13 protein-coding genes and 1 pseudogene are annotated in these 16,228 nt (G+C 74.3%); 7 read left to right on the plus strand and 7 right to left on the minus strand.

Annotated features, from left to right (window positions below):
- The first annotated feature begins 207 nt into the window (after positions 1–207).
- On the plus strand, positions 208–2,751 hold the full coding sequence (locus AC6I72_RS28020; RefSeq protein ID WP_498004837.1) for an ATP-dependent Clp protease ATP-binding subunit: 2,544 nt from the start codon (positions 208–210) through the stop codon (positions 2,749–2,751).
- Between the two features lie 118 nt (positions 2,752–2,869).
- On the opposite strand, the gene AC6I72_RS28025 is transcribed toward AC6I72_RS28020, so the two are convergent.
- The 3 genes and pseudogenes from AC6I72_RS28025 to AC6I72_RS28035 all read right to left on the minus strand — a co-directional run bounded on the left by AC6I72_RS28025 (position 2,870) and on the right by AC6I72_RS28035 (position 6,189).
- Positions 2,870–4,045: an MFS transporter gene (locus tag AC6I72_RS28025; RefSeq protein ID WP_498003913.1), complete on the minus strand. Its 1,176-nt coding sequence runs from the start codon at positions 4,043–4,045 to the stop codon at positions 2,870–2,872.
- Between the two features lie 498 nt (positions 4,046–4,543).
- On the minus strand, positions 4,544–5,125 hold the full coding sequence (locus AC6I72_RS28030) for an Rv1733c family protein (RefSeq protein WP_498003914.1): 582 nt from the start codon (positions 5,123–5,125) through the stop codon (positions 4,544–4,546).
- Positions 5,126–5,332: 207 nt separating this feature from the next.
- Positions 5,333–6,189 (minus strand): annotated as a pseudogene (locus AC6I72_RS28035) (class I SAM-dependent methyltransferase).
- Positions 6,190–6,396: 207 nt separating this feature from the next.
- Between AC6I72_RS28035 and AC6I72_RS28040 the strand changes: the two are divergent.
- The gene (locus AC6I72_RS28040; RefSeq protein WP_498003915.1) at positions 6,397–6,777 is read left to right on the plus strand and encodes a luciferase domain-containing protein; all 381 of its coding nucleotides are present in this window, start codon (positions 6,397–6,399) and stop codon (positions 6,775–6,777) included.
- Positions 6,778–6,970: 193 nt separating this feature from the next.
- Here AC6I72_RS28040 and AC6I72_RS28045 read toward each other — a convergent pair whose 3' ends face one another.
- Positions 6,971–7,750 (minus strand): DeoR/GlpR family DNA-binding transcription regulator, encoded by a 780-nt coding sequence (locus AC6I72_RS28045; protein WP_498003916.1) that lies wholly within the window; start codon positions 7,748–7,750, stop codon positions 6,971–6,973.
- A gap of 124 nt (positions 7,751–7,874) precedes the next feature.
- On the opposite strand from AC6I72_RS28045, the gene AC6I72_RS28050 reads away from it, so the two are divergent.
- The gene (locus AC6I72_RS28050) at positions 7,875–8,756 is read left to right on the plus strand and encodes an SIS domain-containing protein (protein WP_498003917.1); all 882 of its coding nucleotides are present in this window, start codon (positions 7,875–7,877) and stop codon (positions 8,754–8,756) included.
- A 36-nt stretch (positions 8,757–8,792) separates the two neighbouring features.
- Complete coding sequence (locus tag AC6I72_RS28055) at positions 8,793–9,701, plus strand: ketose-bisphosphate aldolase (RefSeq protein ID WP_498003918.1); 909 nt, start codon at positions 8,793–8,795, stop codon at positions 9,699–9,701.
- On the opposite strand, the gene AC6I72_RS28060 is transcribed toward AC6I72_RS28055, so the two are convergent.
- The gene (locus AC6I72_RS28060; protein ID WP_498003919.1) at positions 9,691–10,824 is read right to left on the minus strand and encodes a methyltransferase; all 1,134 of its coding nucleotides are present in this window, start codon (positions 10,822–10,824) and stop codon (positions 9,691–9,693) included. The genes AC6I72_RS28055 and AC6I72_RS28060 overlap by 11 nt on opposite strands.
- A 244-nt stretch (positions 10,825–11,068) precedes the next feature.
- Between AC6I72_RS28060 and AC6I72_RS28065 the strand changes: the two genes are divergently transcribed.
- Complete coding sequence (locus tag AC6I72_RS28065) at positions 11,069–11,842, plus strand: alpha-ketoglutarate-dependent dioxygenase AlkB family protein (RefSeq protein ID WP_498003920.1); 774 nt, start codon at positions 11,069–11,071, stop codon at positions 11,840–11,842.
- Positions 11,843–11,923: 81 nt separating this feature from the next.
- Positions 11,924–13,162: an ROK family protein gene (locus AC6I72_RS28070; protein WP_498003921.1), complete on the plus strand. Its 1,239-nt coding sequence runs from the start codon at positions 11,924–11,926 to the stop codon at positions 13,160–13,162.
- Between the two features lie 372 nt (positions 13,163–13,534).
- Here the strand turns inward: AC6I72_RS28070 and AC6I72_RS28075 are convergent, their stop codons facing one another.
- Complete coding sequence (locus tag AC6I72_RS28075) at positions 13,535–14,077, minus strand: ATP-binding protein (RefSeq protein WP_498003922.1); 543 nt, start codon at positions 14,075–14,077, stop codon at positions 13,535–13,537.
- 194 nt (positions 14,078–14,271) lie between these two features.
- On the minus strand, positions 14,272–14,595 hold the full coding sequence (locus AC6I72_RS28080) for a hypothetical protein (RefSeq protein WP_498003923.1): 324 nt from the start codon (positions 14,593–14,595) through the stop codon (positions 14,272–14,274).
- Positions 14,596–15,039: 444 nt separating this feature from the next.
- On the opposite strand from AC6I72_RS28080, the gene AC6I72_RS28085 reads away from it, so the two are divergent.
- Positions 15,040–16,164 (plus strand): PLP-dependent cysteine synthase family protein, encoded by a 1,125-nt coding sequence (locus tag AC6I72_RS28085; RefSeq protein WP_498003924.1) that lies wholly within the window; start codon positions 15,040–15,042, stop codon positions 16,162–16,164.
- Positions 16,165–16,228: the final 64 nt, after the last annotated feature.

Here is a 16,228-nt window from a genome sequence, read left to right on the forward strand (position 1 = left end):
ACGGGTCTCCCCGGCGCCGTGCCCGGCCGGCCTCCCCGGCACTCCGGCACGGCACGGTACGGGGGCGGTTCTCCCGGCGTGACACCGGACCGGCCCCCGGGGCCGGCCGCCCGGTACGACACCGGGTCGGCGTATGCCGCGTTGCGGTGGGCCGAACGGTGGGTTGGGCTGGTGAGGACTCATTTCCCCACGCTGCGGACGGCGATCATGACGATGTCCCCCTTCGGCGCCTCGTTCGGTGGCCCGGACCCGTTCTCCGAGATCCTCAACCGCTTCTTCGGCATGACCCCGGGGGCCTCGCCGCCGCAGGTGCAGAGGGTGCCGATCGGGCGGCTGCTCACGGAGTCGGCGCAGGACCTGATCAACCGCGCCACCGGGAAGGCGGCCGAGGACGGCAGCTCCGACCTGGACACCCAGCACCTGCTGTGGGCCTGCACCCAGGTGGAGCCCGCCCGCGGCCTGCTCGCCCAGGCCGGCGCCGACCCCGAACGGCTCGCCGCGGACCTCGCCCGGGCGCTGCCCGGGGAGAGCGGCACGCCCTCCGCGCAGCCGGGCCTGACCCCGGCGGCCAAGCGGGTGCTGCTGCGCGCCTACGAGCACTCACGGGCGGCCGGAGTGTCGTACATCGGGCCCGAACACATCCTCGGAGCCCTGCTGGACACACCGGGCGCGGCGCCCGACCGGGTCCTGGCGGCGCACGGCATCGACACCGAGCAGGTGCGGCGCGGCGCCGAGGCGGCGGCCCGCAACGAGGGCACGTCCGGCGGCACCGAGACCCCCAGCGACACGCCGACCCTCGACCAGTACGGCCGCGACCTGACCGAGGAGGCCCGCGCCGGGAAACTGGACCCGGTGGTGGGCCGGGCCCAGGAGATCGAGCAGACCGTCGAGATCCTCTCCCGCCGCTCCAAGAACAACCCCGTGCTGATCGGGGAGCCGGGCGTCGGCAAGACCGCCATCGTGGAGGGGCTGGCGCAGCGGATCGTCGCCGGGGACGTGCCGAGGACCCTGGAGAACAAACGGGTCGTCGCCCTGGACCTGACCGGCCTGGTCGCCGGGGCCCAGTACCGCGGGCAGTTCGAGGAACGGCTGAAGAACGTCATCGACGAGGTCAAGGCCGCCTCCGAGTCGACGATCCTGTTCCTGGACGAACTGCACACCGTCGTCGGCGCGGGCGCCACCGGCGAGGGCTCCATGGACGCAGGGAACATCCTCAAACCGGCCCTCGCCCGCGGTGAGCTGCACGTCGTCGGCGCCACCACGCTCGCCGAGTACCGCAAGTACGTCGAGAAGGACGCCGCCCTGGAACGCCGCTTCCAGCCCGTCATGGTGCCGGAGCCGAGCGTCGAGGAGACCGTGCAGATCCTGGAGGGCCTGCGCGACTCCTACGAGGCCCACCACCAGGTCCGCTACAGCGACGACGCGCTGGCCGCCGCCGCCGAACTCTCCGACCGCTACGTCAGCGACCGGTTCCTGCCCGACAAGGCCATCGACCTGCTCGACCAGGCGGGGGCCCGGGTACGGCTGCGGTCCCTGGGGCGCTCCACCGAGGTCGCCGACCGCGAGGACCGGCTGGCCAAGCTGCGCCGCGAGAAGGACCAGGCCGTCGCCGCCGAGGACTTCGAGCGGGCCGCCGAGCTGAAGGACCGCATCACCGAGGTCGAGACCGAGCTGGAGGGGGTCGCCGAGCGTCGCGAGGGCGTGCTGGAGGTGACCGTCGACGACATCGCCGACGTGCTCTCCCGGCGCACCGGCATCCCCGTCGCCCAGCTCACCGAGAGCGAGAAGGAACGGCTGCTGAAGCTGGAGGACGCCCTGCACGACCGGGTCGTGGGACAGGACGAGGCCGTCACCGCCGTCGCCCAGGCGGTACGCCGCAGCCGGGCCGGCATGGGCGACCCGAACCGGCCCGTCGGTTCCTTCCTCTTCCTCGGCCCCACCGGCGTCGGCAAGACCGAACTGGCCAAGGCACTGGCCGAGCTGCTCTTCGGCGACGAGAACCGCATGGTCCGCTTCGACATGAGCGAGTTCCAGGAGAAGCACACCGTCTCCCGGCTCGTCGGCGCCCCGCCCGGATACGTCGGCCACGAGGAGGCCGGCCAGCTCACCGAGAAGGTGCGCCGCCAGCCCTACAGCGTGCTGCTCTTCGACGAGGTCGAGAAGGCCCACCCGGACGTCTTCAACACCCTGCTCCAGGTCCTGGACGACGGACGCCTGACCGACGCGCAGGGCCGCACCGTCGACTTCCGCAACACCGTGGTCGTCATGACGTCCAACATCGGCGCCCAGCGGATCCTCGCCCACCACGGGGACGTCGCCGCCATCAAGGACCAGCTGATGGAGGACCTGCGCGGCCGGTTCCTGCCCGAGTTCCTCAACCGCATCGACGACATCATCGTCTTCCACGGCCTGGGCGAGCAGGAGCTGAACCGGATCGTCGACCTGCTGCTGGACAACAGCCGGCGGCGCGTGCGCGCCCAGGGCCTGGAGCTGCGGGTCACCGACGCCGCGAAGAAGCTCCTCGTGGCCCACGGGCACCAGCCCGCGTTCGGCGCCCGTCCGCTGCGCCGCACCATCCAGGCCGAACTGGACAACCGCATCGCCTCCCTGCTCCTGAGCGACTCGGCCGACCCCGGGGACACGATCGTCGCGGACGTCGAGAACGACGCCCTGGTGTGCGGCGTCGAACGTCCGGCGCCGTCCGACGCCAAGGTCTACGCGGAAGGGGACGGCATGGACGCGGCTTCCTGACCTGGCGTCGCACCGGTCGGGGGCGGTCGTCGCGGGGTGCCTGCCGCCGGCCGTTGCCGGTCGCGGGTCGCCGGCCGGCCCCGGTCGTCGGCCGGTGACCGGTGGCCGGCCGCCCGTGTCACTCGTACGCCGACCGCCGGGTCGCGAACCCGATCGCGGCGGCGACGGCGGCCAGGACGGCGACGCTGGTGAGCGCGGCCCGCAGGGAGAGCCATTCGGCCATGAACCCGATGGCCGGAGGCCCCAGGAGCATGCCGCCGTACCCGAGGGTGGAGGCGGTCGCGACACCGCTCGGGCCGGCCAGGGCGCCGGCGCGTTCCACGGCGACCGGGAAGAGGTTCGCGAGCCCGAGCCCGGTGACGGCGAAGCCGAGCAGGGCCGCCCACACGGTCGGCGCCAGACAGCCGAGCAGCATGCCGACGGCCCCGACGCAGCCGCCTGCCACGATGGTGCGGGTGCGGCCGAGCCGTTCGAGCAGGGTGGTCCCGGTCAGCCGCCCCACGGTCATCGCGAGCGCGAAGCAGGAGTAGCCGACCGCCGCGACGCCCGGCGAGGCGGCCAGGTCCTGGGTGAAGTGCAGCGCGCCCCAGTCGGCCATGGCCCCCTCGCCGTAGGCCGTGCACAGGGCGATGAGACCGAGGACGAGGACCATCACGCGGGTACGCCCGTCCAGCCGGCGCGTGTCGCGCTCCCCGGGACGAGCCCGGCCCGACGGGGACGGAGACGGGGCCGGGGGCGTGATCCGCAGGAGCGTACGGCCCGCGACCGCGGTGACGAGCAGGCCGATCAGGGTGAGGGACAGCAGGTGGCGGGTGGGGGAGAGGTGTCCGGCCACCAGGCCGCCCAGGCCCGCCCCGACCATGCCGCCGAGGCTGAAGGCGGCGTGGAAGGTGGGCATGACCGGCCGCCGCAGCGCGGCCACCAGATCGACGGCCGCGCTGTTGAACGCCACGTTGATGCCCCCGTAGGCGGCACCGAACACCAGGAGGACGGCGCCGAGCGCCGGGGCGGAGTGGGTGAGCGGGGGGAGGGCGACGCTGAGGGAGAGCAGGACGGCGCAGACCACGGTGACGGGGTGGCTGCCGTAGCGGCGGCACAGACGTCCGGTGAGGGTCATCGTCACGACGGCCCCGGCGGAGACGCCGAGCAGCGCGAGGCCGAGCGCCCCGGCGGAGGCGTGCGTCTGCTCCTTGACGGCCGGGATGCGCACCACCCAGCCGGCGAAGACGAAGCCGTCGAGCGCGAAGAACGCGGTGAGGGCGATCCGGAGTCGGACGAGCGAGGGGTCCGGCACGACACTGTGCGAACGGACTTTGTTTATTAGCGGCACAAAGTCAGGCTAGAAGGGCGTCCGCGGCGGGGCAAGGGGCTGGACGGTTCGTCCGGGCGGGACGGTGCGGAGTTTCCGGGTGCGGTTCCGCGCAGGTCAGCGGGTGCGCGCGGCGGACCGGCCCGGCCGGGCCCGGCGGTCGAGCGGGCCCCGCCGAACCGGAGCGGGCCCGTCCCGCCGGGGCCGCACCGGAATGCCCCCGCCGCAGCAACTGGCCGCACCGCAACCCAACGCCGCAAGTACAGGAACGGCCGCGTCGTGATGGCCGCGCCGGGACGCCCTCGCCGCAGCGGCCGGTCACACCGCAGCGGCCGGTCGCACCGCAGTGGCCCCGCCGGACAGCTCAGCGGGAGTGGCCCGCCGGTCGAGCGGGCCCGCCGAACCGGAGCGGCGGCCCGCCGCGGTGCGGGTGCCGCGCCGCCTCTCTCCGGGGAGCTGGTCAGCCTCTCCGCAAGGTGCTGGTCAGCCCGTCATACGGCCCCAGCGGGTGTCCATGCGGGCCCATTCGTCGTCCCACTGGTCGAAGCGGTGGTGGTCCAGACGGGACTGCGCGATCTTCGCGGTGCCGATGACGAGACCGACGGTCGCCGTCCCGGCCCACAGGCCGCCCAGGACAGACTGGAAGGCCGTGTCGGCCGCGGAGGCGGGCGGGGAGGTCAGGGTGCCGTGGCCGTTGGTCCAGACGGTGACGCGGGACCCGGGGGCCGCGGCGGCCGGGACCCGGGTGCGGTCCGTGTGGCCGGCGCCGTCGGGTTCGGTCCAGCGGACCGTCCCCCACACCAGGGCGCCGCCTCCCGGCCGGTCGTTGCCCCCGGGACCGTCCCGGGTGAGCACGGCGGTCACCGGGTGGATCTGCGCGCGGGCGCGTTCCGCCGTCTGCTGCATCGCGCCCACCGTCAGCAGCCCGGCCGCCAGACCGCCCACCAGGGCGAGGACCCAGGCGGCCAGCAGGATCCACGCCTCGATCACATCGCTGGTCCGGCGGAGTGGATTGCGCCGCCATCGCCACCGCCACACTCCCGCACGACGTGTCACTTTCGACACCCCCTCGTGCCAGACCTACGGCCCTTACTGCCAGTGTGCCCCCAGAAGCGATCAGAGGCCTGCGCGCGGGCGGAACCAGTGGGGCCGGCGCTACGACAGAGCCAGGACGACGAGCCCCACGACGGAGCCAGCGCGACCAGCGCCCGACAGGACGAGCCGGGACGCTCGGTGCGGAAGGAGGCCTGAGGCCGGGGCGCCTTCGAGGGCTCAGGCCGTGGCCACCAGCAGTTCCTCCGCGGCCGCCGGACGCAGTCCGTCCGTACGGCCGGTGAAGTAGCGCCGCGCCAGGTCCTCCGCCGACACGTGCCGCACCTGCGCGAACCCCGCCTCGCGCGCCAGGGAGAGCATCTTCGGCGGGGAGAAGAAGCTGAGGAACGGCGTCCCCGAGGCCCGCGCCCGGCGCGTCGTGGTCTCCAGCAGGTCGCGCATCGCCGGCTCCAGGAGTTCCGCGGGCTGCATGAAGGTCATGGCCAGCGTGGAGCCGGGCGCGAGTCCCGCCACCTGGCGCAGCGTGCCCGTGATCGCCTCCCGCGTGAGGTACATGCTCACCCCCGTGCACGCCACCACCGCCGGACCGGCCGCGTCGAACCCGGCCGCGACCAGTTTCTCCCACCAGGAGCCGCCCGCCTCGAAGTCGACGGGCACCAGCCGCAGGCCGTCGGGCACCCCCAGCCCCAGTTCGGCCAGGCGCCGCCGCTTCCACGCCTGCGGCTCCGGCTGGTCCACCTCGAACACCCGCATCCCGGCCGCCACCTCGGGCCGGCGCTGGACGAAGGTGTCCAGACCGGCGCCGAGGACCACGTACTGCGTGACGCCCCGCCCGGCCTCCGCCACGACCAGGTCCTCGACGAAGCGGGCCCTGGCCACGATGCCCGCCCGGAACGCCCGCGTCCCCTCCGGGTCCATGTCCGGTCGCGCGCGCCAGTTCTCGCCGGGGTCCGCCAGGCGCAGGCCCACCTCGTCCTCGAAGACGTGCGGCGGCGGATCGGCCCGCACGTGCACGCCCGCCACAGCGCGACCCGTACCGCCGTGTGGTCCGGCTGCTCCGCCCGACTGCCCACCATGCGTCCACCACTCCTCCGCGACCGGACCGGGGGCGGTCGCCCCCGGGGACCAGGGTGGGGCCTGTGCCGGGCGGCCACTACCGCGCCGATGCGCCGTCCGGCGGGTCTCGCCCGAACGGGTGAGGCGGCCTTCCCGTCTTGGACACGGATCGGTTAAGGCTTCCTCACGTGTCGGTTGCCGTGCGGTGAGCGCGCCATGATGGGGCCATGACGCTCGCCGCGCGCGCTCTCGCCCAACTGGCCACCTGGCCCGACCTGATGGAAGCGGTACCGAGCTGTGGCACCGGGCAGGCGCTCGGCTCGGCGCACGGGGAGATCGCCCACTTCCACTCCGACCGCGACGTCGACCTCAAGCTGACCGACCGGGCCATACGCCGGCTGTCGGGCGATCTCAGACGCTTCGCCGCCGTCCGCGTCGTGCCGGGCTCCTCCTGGGTGACGATCCGCCTCGACGCCTCGGCCGACGTCGATCTCCTCCTGTCCCTCATGAGCGTCGCGCTCAAGGCCGATCAGGGGGGAGCGGGGGAGGACCGTCCGGTTCCGGCGGGCTGCAACGACGGCCGTGGTGTGGGTTTCCTGCGCACCTGACCAGCCCCGGCCCCGGCCCCGGTCCCGGCGCCCGGCGAAGACGCCGGACACCTCGGCCCGCCCCGAGACCCCGGGCGCCCCGCCTGCTCCGATCGCTGCGGCGGTCCCGGCCACCCGGCAGGCTTCGAGCGGCCCGGTGGTGTCGGAGCCCCGGGTCCTCTCCGGCGGCCGGAGCCCCCGGCGTGCCCCGGACTCAGACGGTGACCACCCGGACCCCCGCCTCCTCGAACCTGCGGACCGTCTCCTGGCCCGCCGCCGCGTCCGTGACCAGGGTGTCCACCGCCTCCGCCGGGCAGATGCGGGCGAAGGCGCGGCGCCCCAGCTTGCTGGAGTCCGCGGCCACGACGACGCGCTCGGCGCGCTCGCACAGCACCCGGTTGATGGCGGCCTCCGCCTCGTCGTGGGCCGCCGCACCGTGCGCGACGTCGAAGGCGACCACCCCGAGGACCGCCACGTCGAGCGTGATCTGCCCGAGCACGCCGTCCGCCAGCGGCCCGATCAGCTCGTACGACTGCGGGCGCGCGACCCCGCCGGTCACCACGATCTTGAACTGGGGCCGCACGGCCAGCTCGTTGGCGATGTTGAGCGCGTTCGTCACCACGGTCAGGGCGGGCGAGCCGGAGCCGAGGTCGCCGCGCACCGCCAGGGCGCGCGCCACCTCCGTGGTCGTGGTGCCGCCGGTCAGGCCCACCGCCTCCCCGGGCGCGACGAGGCCGGCGACGGCCTGGGCGATGCGCTGCTTCTCCGATGCGCGGCGGGCCGTCTTGTAGCGCAGCGGCAGCTCGTAGGAGACGCCGTGCACGACCGCACCGCCCCGGGTGCGGACGAGCATCTGCTGCTCGGCGAGCTGGTCGAAGTCCCGCCGGATCGTGGCGGCCGACACCTCCAGCCGGGTCGCCGCCTCCTCGACCTCCAGGCGGCCGTGCTCCACGAGCAGTTCCAGCAGTGCCTTCCAGCGGGCGTCGCGCGACATCGGCGGCCTCCGTTCGTCCGTCCTCCGCGACCTTAGCGCACCCGACGCGCAGGGAAATGCTTGATTGTGCTCGAAAGTGGGCTGTATCTTGCAAGAACAATCAGATGACCCGGGAGGGTGTGCCATGAGCCATGTCGAGGACGAGCTGACCAGCCAGCCGGAGTGCTGGACCCGAGCCGCGGCCGACGCCGCGGAGCACGGCCGGGCGCTGCCGGCCCCGGGGGAACGGGTCGCGATCGTCGGCTGCGGGACCTCGTACTTCATGGCGCAGTCCGCCGCGGCGCTGCGTGAGGGCGCCGGACAGGGCGAGACCGACGCCTTCGCCGCCTCCGAGTTCCCCCGCGGCCGTGCCTACGACCGCGTGATCGCCCTGACCCGGTCCGGCACCACCACCGAAGTCCTCGACCTGCTGAACGGGTTGAAGGGCACCACCCGCACCACCGCCGTCACGGCGGACCCGGCCACCCCGGTCATGTCCGCCGCCGACGACGTCGTCGTCCTCGACTACGCCGACGAACGCTCGGTCGTGCAGACCCGGTTCGCCACCACCGCGCTCACCCTGCTGCGCGCCCACCTCGGCCTGCACACCGACGCCGTCGTCGCCGACGCCCGCACCGCGCTGGCCGGGCCCCTGCCCGAAGGACTCGTCGACTGCAGGCAGTTCACCTTCCTGGGCCGCGGCTGGACCGTGGGCCTCGCCAACGAGGCCGGCCTCAAGATGCGCGAGGCCTCCCTGTCCTGGACCGAGGCGTACCCGGCGATGGAGTACCGCCACGGCCCCATCAGCGTCACCACCCGGGGAACGGCCACCTGGGCGCTCGACCAGGCACCGGAAGGCCTCGCCGAACAGGTCCGCGGCACGGGCGCGCTGTGGGTCCAGGGCACCCTCGACCCGCTGGCCGAACTCGTGCGCGCCCAGCGCCTCGCGGTGGCCGTCGCCGCCTCCCGCGGCCTCGACCCCGACCAGCCGCGCCACCTCACCCGCTCGGTGATCCTCACCCCCTGACCGCCTGCTCCGCCCCCTTCCCGAAAGGAACACGCCGTGCCGCTTGCAGCCACCGGCGACCTGGTCGGCAGCGCAGCCGCCGCGCGCTCCGCCGTCGCCGCGTTCAACATCATCACCCTGGAACACATCGAGGCCGTCGTCGCGGGCGCCGAGGCGGCCGGCGCACCCGTCCTCCTCCAGGTCAGCGAGAACGCGGTCGCGTACCGCTACGGGCGGCTGCTGCCGCTCGCCCGCGCCGCCGTCGCCGCGGCCGAACAGGCAGCCGTCCCCGTCGCGTTGCACCTCGACCACGTGCAGAGCGACGACCTGCTGCGTCAGGCCGCCGACGCGGGCTTCGGCTCGGTGATGTACGACGCGGCGCGGCTGCCCTACGCGGAGAACCTCGCCGCGACCCGGGCCGCCGCCGAGTGGGCGCACTCCCGGGGACTGTGGATCGAGGCGGAGCTGGGACAGGTCGGCGGCAAGGACGGCCGGCCGCCGCTGGACGCCCACGCCCCGGGCGCCCGTACCGACCCCACCGAGGCGCACGCGTTCGTCACCGACTCCGGCGTCGACGCCCTGGCCGTGGCCATCGGCAACACGCACGCCATGACGGAGCGCACCGCCGCCCTCGACCACGGCCTCATCAAGAGCCTGGCCGGCGCGCTGGACGTCCCGCTCGTCCTGCACGGCTCCTCCGGCGTGCCCGACGGCGAACTGACGGCGGCCGTCACCGGCGGCATCGCCAAGGTCAACGTCGGCACCGCCCTCAACATCGCCATGACCGCGGCGATCCGCGACTTCCTCGCCGCCCACCCGGAGGCGGTCGACTCCCGCAAGTACCTGGGGGTGGGCCGCGAGGCGATGGCGCGGGAGGTGGAACGCCTCATCCGCGTGATCGGCACGCCGGTCGCCCAGGCCGCACCGGACGGCATCGGCACGGCGGGTGCAGCGGCTACCTCTTGACGGCCGTCAGCACCACGAACTTCGGGTTGCCGGCCACCAGCCGGCAATTGCCGAACAGCCGGCGCAGCTTCACGTGATAGCCCAGGTGCCGGTTGCCGACCACCCACAGCGCGCCACCGGGGCGCAGCGCCCGCCGCGCCCCGGTGAACATCCGCCACGCCGTCGCGTCCGTCGTCGCCTGGTGCGAGTGGAAGGGCGGGTTGTTCAGCACCAGGTCCACGCTGCCGGCCGGCACCCCGTCCAGGCCGTCCCCGACCCGGAACTCGGCGTGCCCCGGCACCCCGTTCGCCTTGTACGTCGCCTCCGCCGACGCCACCGCCTGGAACGACTCGTCCGTGAACAGCACCTCGGCCCCCGGGTGCGCCAGCGCCACCGCCGTCCCCACCACACCGTTGCCGCAGCCCAGGTCCACCACGCGGCGCGCGGCGCGCGCGTCCGGCAGGTGCTCCAGGAGGAAACGGGTGCCGATGTCGAGCCGGTCGGCGCAGAAGACCCCCGCGTGGTTGACGACCGGCCGTCCCGAGACCGCGCCGACGCCGTCGGGCAGCGTGTACTCGTACGGCCACGGGTTCGCCGGCCGTTCCAGCGCCGGGTCCGGACGGCACAGGATCAGCCGCGCCTTGCGCTCGGCCAGTGAGGTCCGGGTGGGACCGAGGACCCGCTCGAACAGCGCCAGCGTGGAGGTGTGGATCTCCTTGACCATGCCGGTGCCGACGACCACCGTGCCCGCGTGCACCCCGGGTGCCAGCCGCAGCAACTGGTCCTCCAGCAGGGCGAGGCTCTTGGGCACCCGCACCAGCAGGACGTCGATCCGCCCGGGCGGCGGGTCCTGGGTGGTCAGCAGGCGCACCGCCCCGGTCTCCACCCCGTTGCGGGCGAGGTTGGCGCGGGCCGCCTCCTGCCCGAGGTAGGAGTCCGTGATGTGCACCGGCCGGTGCGCCGCGAGCGCCGTGACCAGCGCGCCCCAGCGGTCCCCGAGGACCACGACCGTGCCGGACAGGTCGATGGACTGTTCGGCGAGGTGTCGCAGCAGGTACTCGTCGGAGGCGTCCCAGGCACGCAGCCGGTCGCGCGGGTCCTCGGGGAACCGGGCCAGCGCCGGCTCGCCCCAGGCAGTCGTCATACGGTCGTTCATCGTGCGTCCAGGCTAGGCCCTGTCGTCAAATTCCCGGCTGCCTCGCGACGCCATGCACGCACTCTCGCCGCACCGGGCCCGGACCCGAGTACGTCCAGTACGAGGGTCAGGGCCCGGCACGCCGAGAGCACGCACCTGACGCCGCGAGGCCCGCCCTCCGGGCGGACGACGGGAATGTGACGACAGGACCTAGCCGAGCCGCAGCTCACGACCGCTCGGGCAGGATGGAGGCATGGACGCCGAGCTGTTCCCCCGTTCCCGTACGGAGATCGCGCCGGGCGCCGTGCACGTACCGGACTGGCTGGACCCGGCCGGCCAGCGCGAGCTGCTGGCCGCCTGCCGGGAGTGGGCCCGCCCGCCGGCCGGCCTGCGCACGGTGCACACCCCCGGCGGCGGCACGATGACCGCCCGGCAGGTCTGCCTCGGCCGGCACTGGTACCCGTACGGCTACGCCCGCACGGCGGTCGACGGCGACGGCGCCCCGGTCAAACCCTTCCCGGCCTGGCTCGGGGAACTGGGCCGGCGCGCGGTCGCGGACGCGCTCGGGACGGACGGCGCCGGAAGGGGCGCGCTCGGAGCGCCGGGGGCCGGCGCGGACGCGCTCGGAGCCGACGGTTCCGGCGGGGTGGCGTACGACATCGCGCTCATCAACTTCTACGACGCCGACGCCCGCATGGGCATGCACCGCGACAGCGACGAGAAGTCCGGCGCGCCCGTGGTGTCGCTGAGCCTCGGTGACACCTGCGCGTTCCGCTTCGGCAACACCCGCACCCGGACGAAGCCGTACACGGACGTCGAGCTGCGCAGCGGTGACCTGTTCGTGTTCGGCGGCCCGTCCCGGCTGGCGTACCACGGCGTGCCGCGCGTCCACGGCGGCACCGCACCGCCTGAGTTGGGCCTGACCGGGCGGCTGAACGTCACGCTCCGGGTGAGCGGGTTCCCAGACCCCTGCTCCGGATCCCGCGCCGTGCGGCCGCCCGCACCGGACCCCGCTCACCTGGGCTGATCCGCACCGCCGCTGACCTGCGGCACGATCGGCCGGACGGACCCGCGGGACAGGCCCGCGGATCATGGGAGACTCGGCCTCATGAGCGGCAAGGCGGACCCCCGGGCGGCGGGGGAAGGGACCACCTCGAGGACGCGGCTGGACCGGGGGCGCGGTGCGCTCGGACCCGCCCTGGAGCTGGTGCACACCGGACGTGCCCCGACCCGCGCCGTGCTCACCGCCGAACTGGGCGTGACCCGGGCGACCGCCGGTGCGGTCGCCGCCGAGCTGGAGGCGCTGGGCCTGATCCGGGTGGACGCCCGGCCGGGGGCGGCGGCCGGTTCGCAGGGACGGCCCTCGCACCGGCTCACGGTCGCGGACGAGGGCCCTGTGGCCCTGGCCGCCCAGGTGCACGCGGACGGCTTCCGGGCCGCCCTGGTGGGGCTCGGCGGCCGGATCGTGGCGACCGCGCCGGGCTGCGAGACCGTCGACGCCGACCCGGCCAAGGTGCTCGGCTCGGTCGTGGAGGCGGGCGCCGAGCTGCTGCGGGCCACCGGGCGGCGCTGCGTCGGCGCGGGCCTCGCCGTGCCCTCCGCGGTCGCCGAACCGGACGGCACGGCCCTGAACCCGCTCCACCTCGCCTGGCCCGCTGGCGCCCCCGTGCGGCGGATCTTCGCGCAGTGCGTACGCGACGCCGGCATCGGCGGACCGGCGTTCGCGGCGAACGACGTCAACCTCGCCGCGCTCGCCGAGCACCGGCACGGCGCCGGACGCGGCGCCCGCGACCTGCTGTGCGTGGCCACCGGACACCGGGGCGTGGGCGGCGCGCTGGTGCTGGACGGGCGGCTGCACACCGGCAGTTCGGGGCTGGCGCTGGAGGTCGGCCACCTCACCGTGAACCCCGAGGGCCGGCCCTGCCACTGCGGCAGCCGCGGCTGCCTGGACGTGGAGGCCGACCCGCTGGCCTTCCTCACCGCCGCGGGCCGGGAACCGGGCCCCGAGGTGTCGCTGCTGAAGCAGGCCGAGGACCTGATCCGCGGCCACTACGACGACCCGGCCGTCCGCACGGCGACCGCCGCCCTGATCGACCGCCTGGGCCTCGGGCTCGCCGGACTGGTGAACATCCTCAACCCGGACCGGATCATCCTCGGCGGACTGCACCGCGCCCTGCTCGACGCCGATCCCGGCCGGCTGCGGGCGGTCGTCGCCGACCGCAGTCTGTGGGGGCAGAGCGGCGGGGTCCCCATCCTGCCCTGCACGCTGGCCCACAACAGCCTGGTCGGCGCGGCCGAGCTGGCCTGGCAGCCGGTCCTGGACGACCCGCTGGCGGCACTGACCTGACCCGGACCGGCCCGGCCGGGCCGCCGGCGGTGCACGGCGGCCTCATGAGCGCGCGGCCCGCTCAGGGCCGAAGCAGCGTCTTGATCGCGCGGCGTTCGTCCATGGCCCGGTAGCCCTCGGCCACCTCCTCCAGCGGGAGGGTCAGGCCGAAGACCTGCTGCCGGTGCTGGAGGAACAGTCCGGCGGCACGGGCGAGGCGGGGGCCCTGTGACCACCGCCGTCACCGTCGCCACAGGCGGCACCGACAGCACCGCTGACCGGCCACGTACCCGCCGCAGCCGCCCGCGGCAGTTTCGGTGACCCACCGCAGTGGGCCACCGAAACTGCCGCGGGCGGCCGGCGGTCGCGTCCTCGTGCGTCCTCACCGTCCGGTCAGCCGAGAACGGCCGACCGGGCGGGAGCATGCGCGGGACGCGCTCCGTCGAGGGCGGGGCCGACCTCGGTGAACCGGGGCACGGACTGCTCCCCGCCCACCAGCCGCGGTACCCGTGCGGGCACCCCGACCGGACCGGCGGCCGTGGGCAGGGTGAACCACACCACCTTGCCCTCCTCGCCGTCCGGGCGAGCACCCCAGCTCTCGCTCATCGCGGCCACCATCGCGAGCCCCCGGCCCTCGGTGGCCAGCGGTGCGATCTCGCCCATGTCCTCCACCACGGGAAGACGTGGATCATGGTCGCGTACGGAGACGGTGAGCCGGTCGAGCAGCAACTCCAGCTCGACGGTGCACAGCTTGTCGGGCCGGGCGTGCTGGTGGACGTTGGTCAACAACTCCGTCACACCGAGCGCGGCCCGGTCTATCAGAGGGTCCAGATGCCAGTAGCGCAAGTGCGCCGATACGATTCTGCGGACCTGGCCGATCCGCGACGGCAGGGCTTGGAGCTCCACCGTGCAGTGCCTGCTTGGGTGACTGATCACGGCTGCGACTCCCCGACGTTGAGGTCCGGAAGAACACGACGTTTCGGATGCAGCAGGGCGCCTGCGTGACACTGCCGCCTGCTGTCGTGGCCGGCGGGCTGGTTCGCAGCGTTATCGCCGGTAAACCCAGAGTGACGTGAGACCAGCGTGGCGCAAGGGGTTCGGTACCGCAACTTCGAGTCACCTTCCGACGCTCAGCCGTCCCGTCCCGCCGCCCGGCGGACCGCCTCGACGAACCGCTCGGCGGCAGGCGGCCCCGGCTCCCCGGGCGGGGGGTCGTCCGCGGCGAGGGTGAGAACGTACCGGTGGCCGTTGAGGTCGGCCAGCGCCCGGTCGTCCGGGGCCAGCCACGGCCTGGAGGCGCGTACCGTGCGGATCGGCGCGCTGTCGATCTCGCTGCCGTAGCTGGTCAGCAGCTCCAGTCTGCCGTCGCTGATCCGCACGCGCCCGGCGCGGGTCAGCGAGCGCAGCCGCCGCGCGATCCGCACGCCCCTGGCCGTGAACTCCGGCTCCGCCATCCCTGACCGCCCCCTTGCATGCGCCGGCGCCTGGTGCGCGCGCCGGCTCCCGTCGCCGCCGGGACACGCCCGCACGCCCGGCTCCGATACCGCCGGGACACGAACCGGCACGGTCCGTCCGGGGTCCGGGGCCCGGTGCGTTGTGCGTTTCCGGCGGGCTGTTCGTCCCGCGCGGTGCAGTCTGCCCCGCTTCGGCACACAGCACCAGAGCACGTGGGACCCCGGCGGGCCCGGACCCGGAGCACTCGCGCGAACGCGCCCCGGCCGATGCCCGCAGTGCGCCGCCGGCGCGCTCTGGCGCGTCGCGCCCCAGGGCTGCCTTTGAGCCGCCCAAAGTGGCGTTTATGCAGGTGAAAGGCGTGTCGAAGGTGTCTATCATCGAGTGCGTCGGGCCGTGCGACACGCCGTCGCGGGCCCCGTGAGCCCAGTTTGAGGAGTACGGCCGTGAGCACCACCGAGCAGCGCCGGACCGGCGAGACCCTCGACGTCGACCGCAGCGACACCGGCTACCGCGACTGGCTCAAAGAGGCCGTCCGCAAGGTCCAGGCCGACGCCAACCGGTCCGCCGACACCCACCTGCTCCGCTTCCCGCTGCCCGAGGAATGGGGCGTCGACCTGTACCTGAAGGACGAGTCGACCCATCCGACCGGCAGCCTGAAGCACCGCCTGGCGCGCTCCCTGTTCCTGTACGGCCTGTGCAACGGCTGGATCCGGCCGGACCGCCCGGTCATCGAGGCCTCCAGCGGGTCGACGGCCGTCTCCGAGGCGTACTTCGCCAAGCTGATCGGCGTGCCCTTCATCGCGGTGATGCCGCGTACGACGAGCGCGGAGAAGTGCCGCCTGATCGAGTTCCACGGTGCGCGCTGCCACTTCGTGGACGACCCGCGCACGATGTACGAGGCCGCGGCGCGGCTGGCGGTGGACACCGGCGGCCACTACATGGACCAGTTCACCTACGCCGAGCGGGCCACGGACTGGCGGGGCAACAACAACATCGCCGAGTCCATCTTCCGCCAGCTGGAGCTGGAACGGTTCCCCGAGCCCGCGTGGATCGTCGCCACCGCGGGCACCGGCGGCACCTCCGCCACCCTGGCGCGCTACGTCCACTACATGCAGTACGACACCCGCGTCTGCGTCGCCGACCCGGACAACTCCTGCTTCTTCGAGGGCTGGACCACCAGGGACGCGGACGTCACCTGCGAGCGCGGCTCACGCATCGAGGGCATCGGCCGCCCGCGCATGGAACCGAGCTTCGTGCCCGGCGCCATCGACCGGATGATGAAGGTGCCCGACGCGGCCGCCGTCGCCGCCGTCCGCGCCCTGGAGCGGGTCATCGGCCGCAAGGCCGGCGGCTCCACCGGCACCGGTCTGTGGAGCGCCCTGAAGATCGTCGCCGAGATGCGGGAGCAGGGGCGCCGGGGGAGTGTGGTCACGCTGCTGTGCGACCCGGGCGACCGCTACCTCGACAAGTACTACTCGGACACCTGGCTGGCCGAGCAGGGCCTGGACAGCGCGCCGTACACGGCGGCGATCGACGCGTTCCTGGCCACCGGCACCTGGCCCCGCTGAGCCAGGGGCAGTCCCGCCGGCCGCCGCCCAGCCGACCCGCCGCTCCGTCCCCCGTCAGCGGCGG

Source organism: Streptomyces sp. Xyl84, from assembly GCF_059731885.1.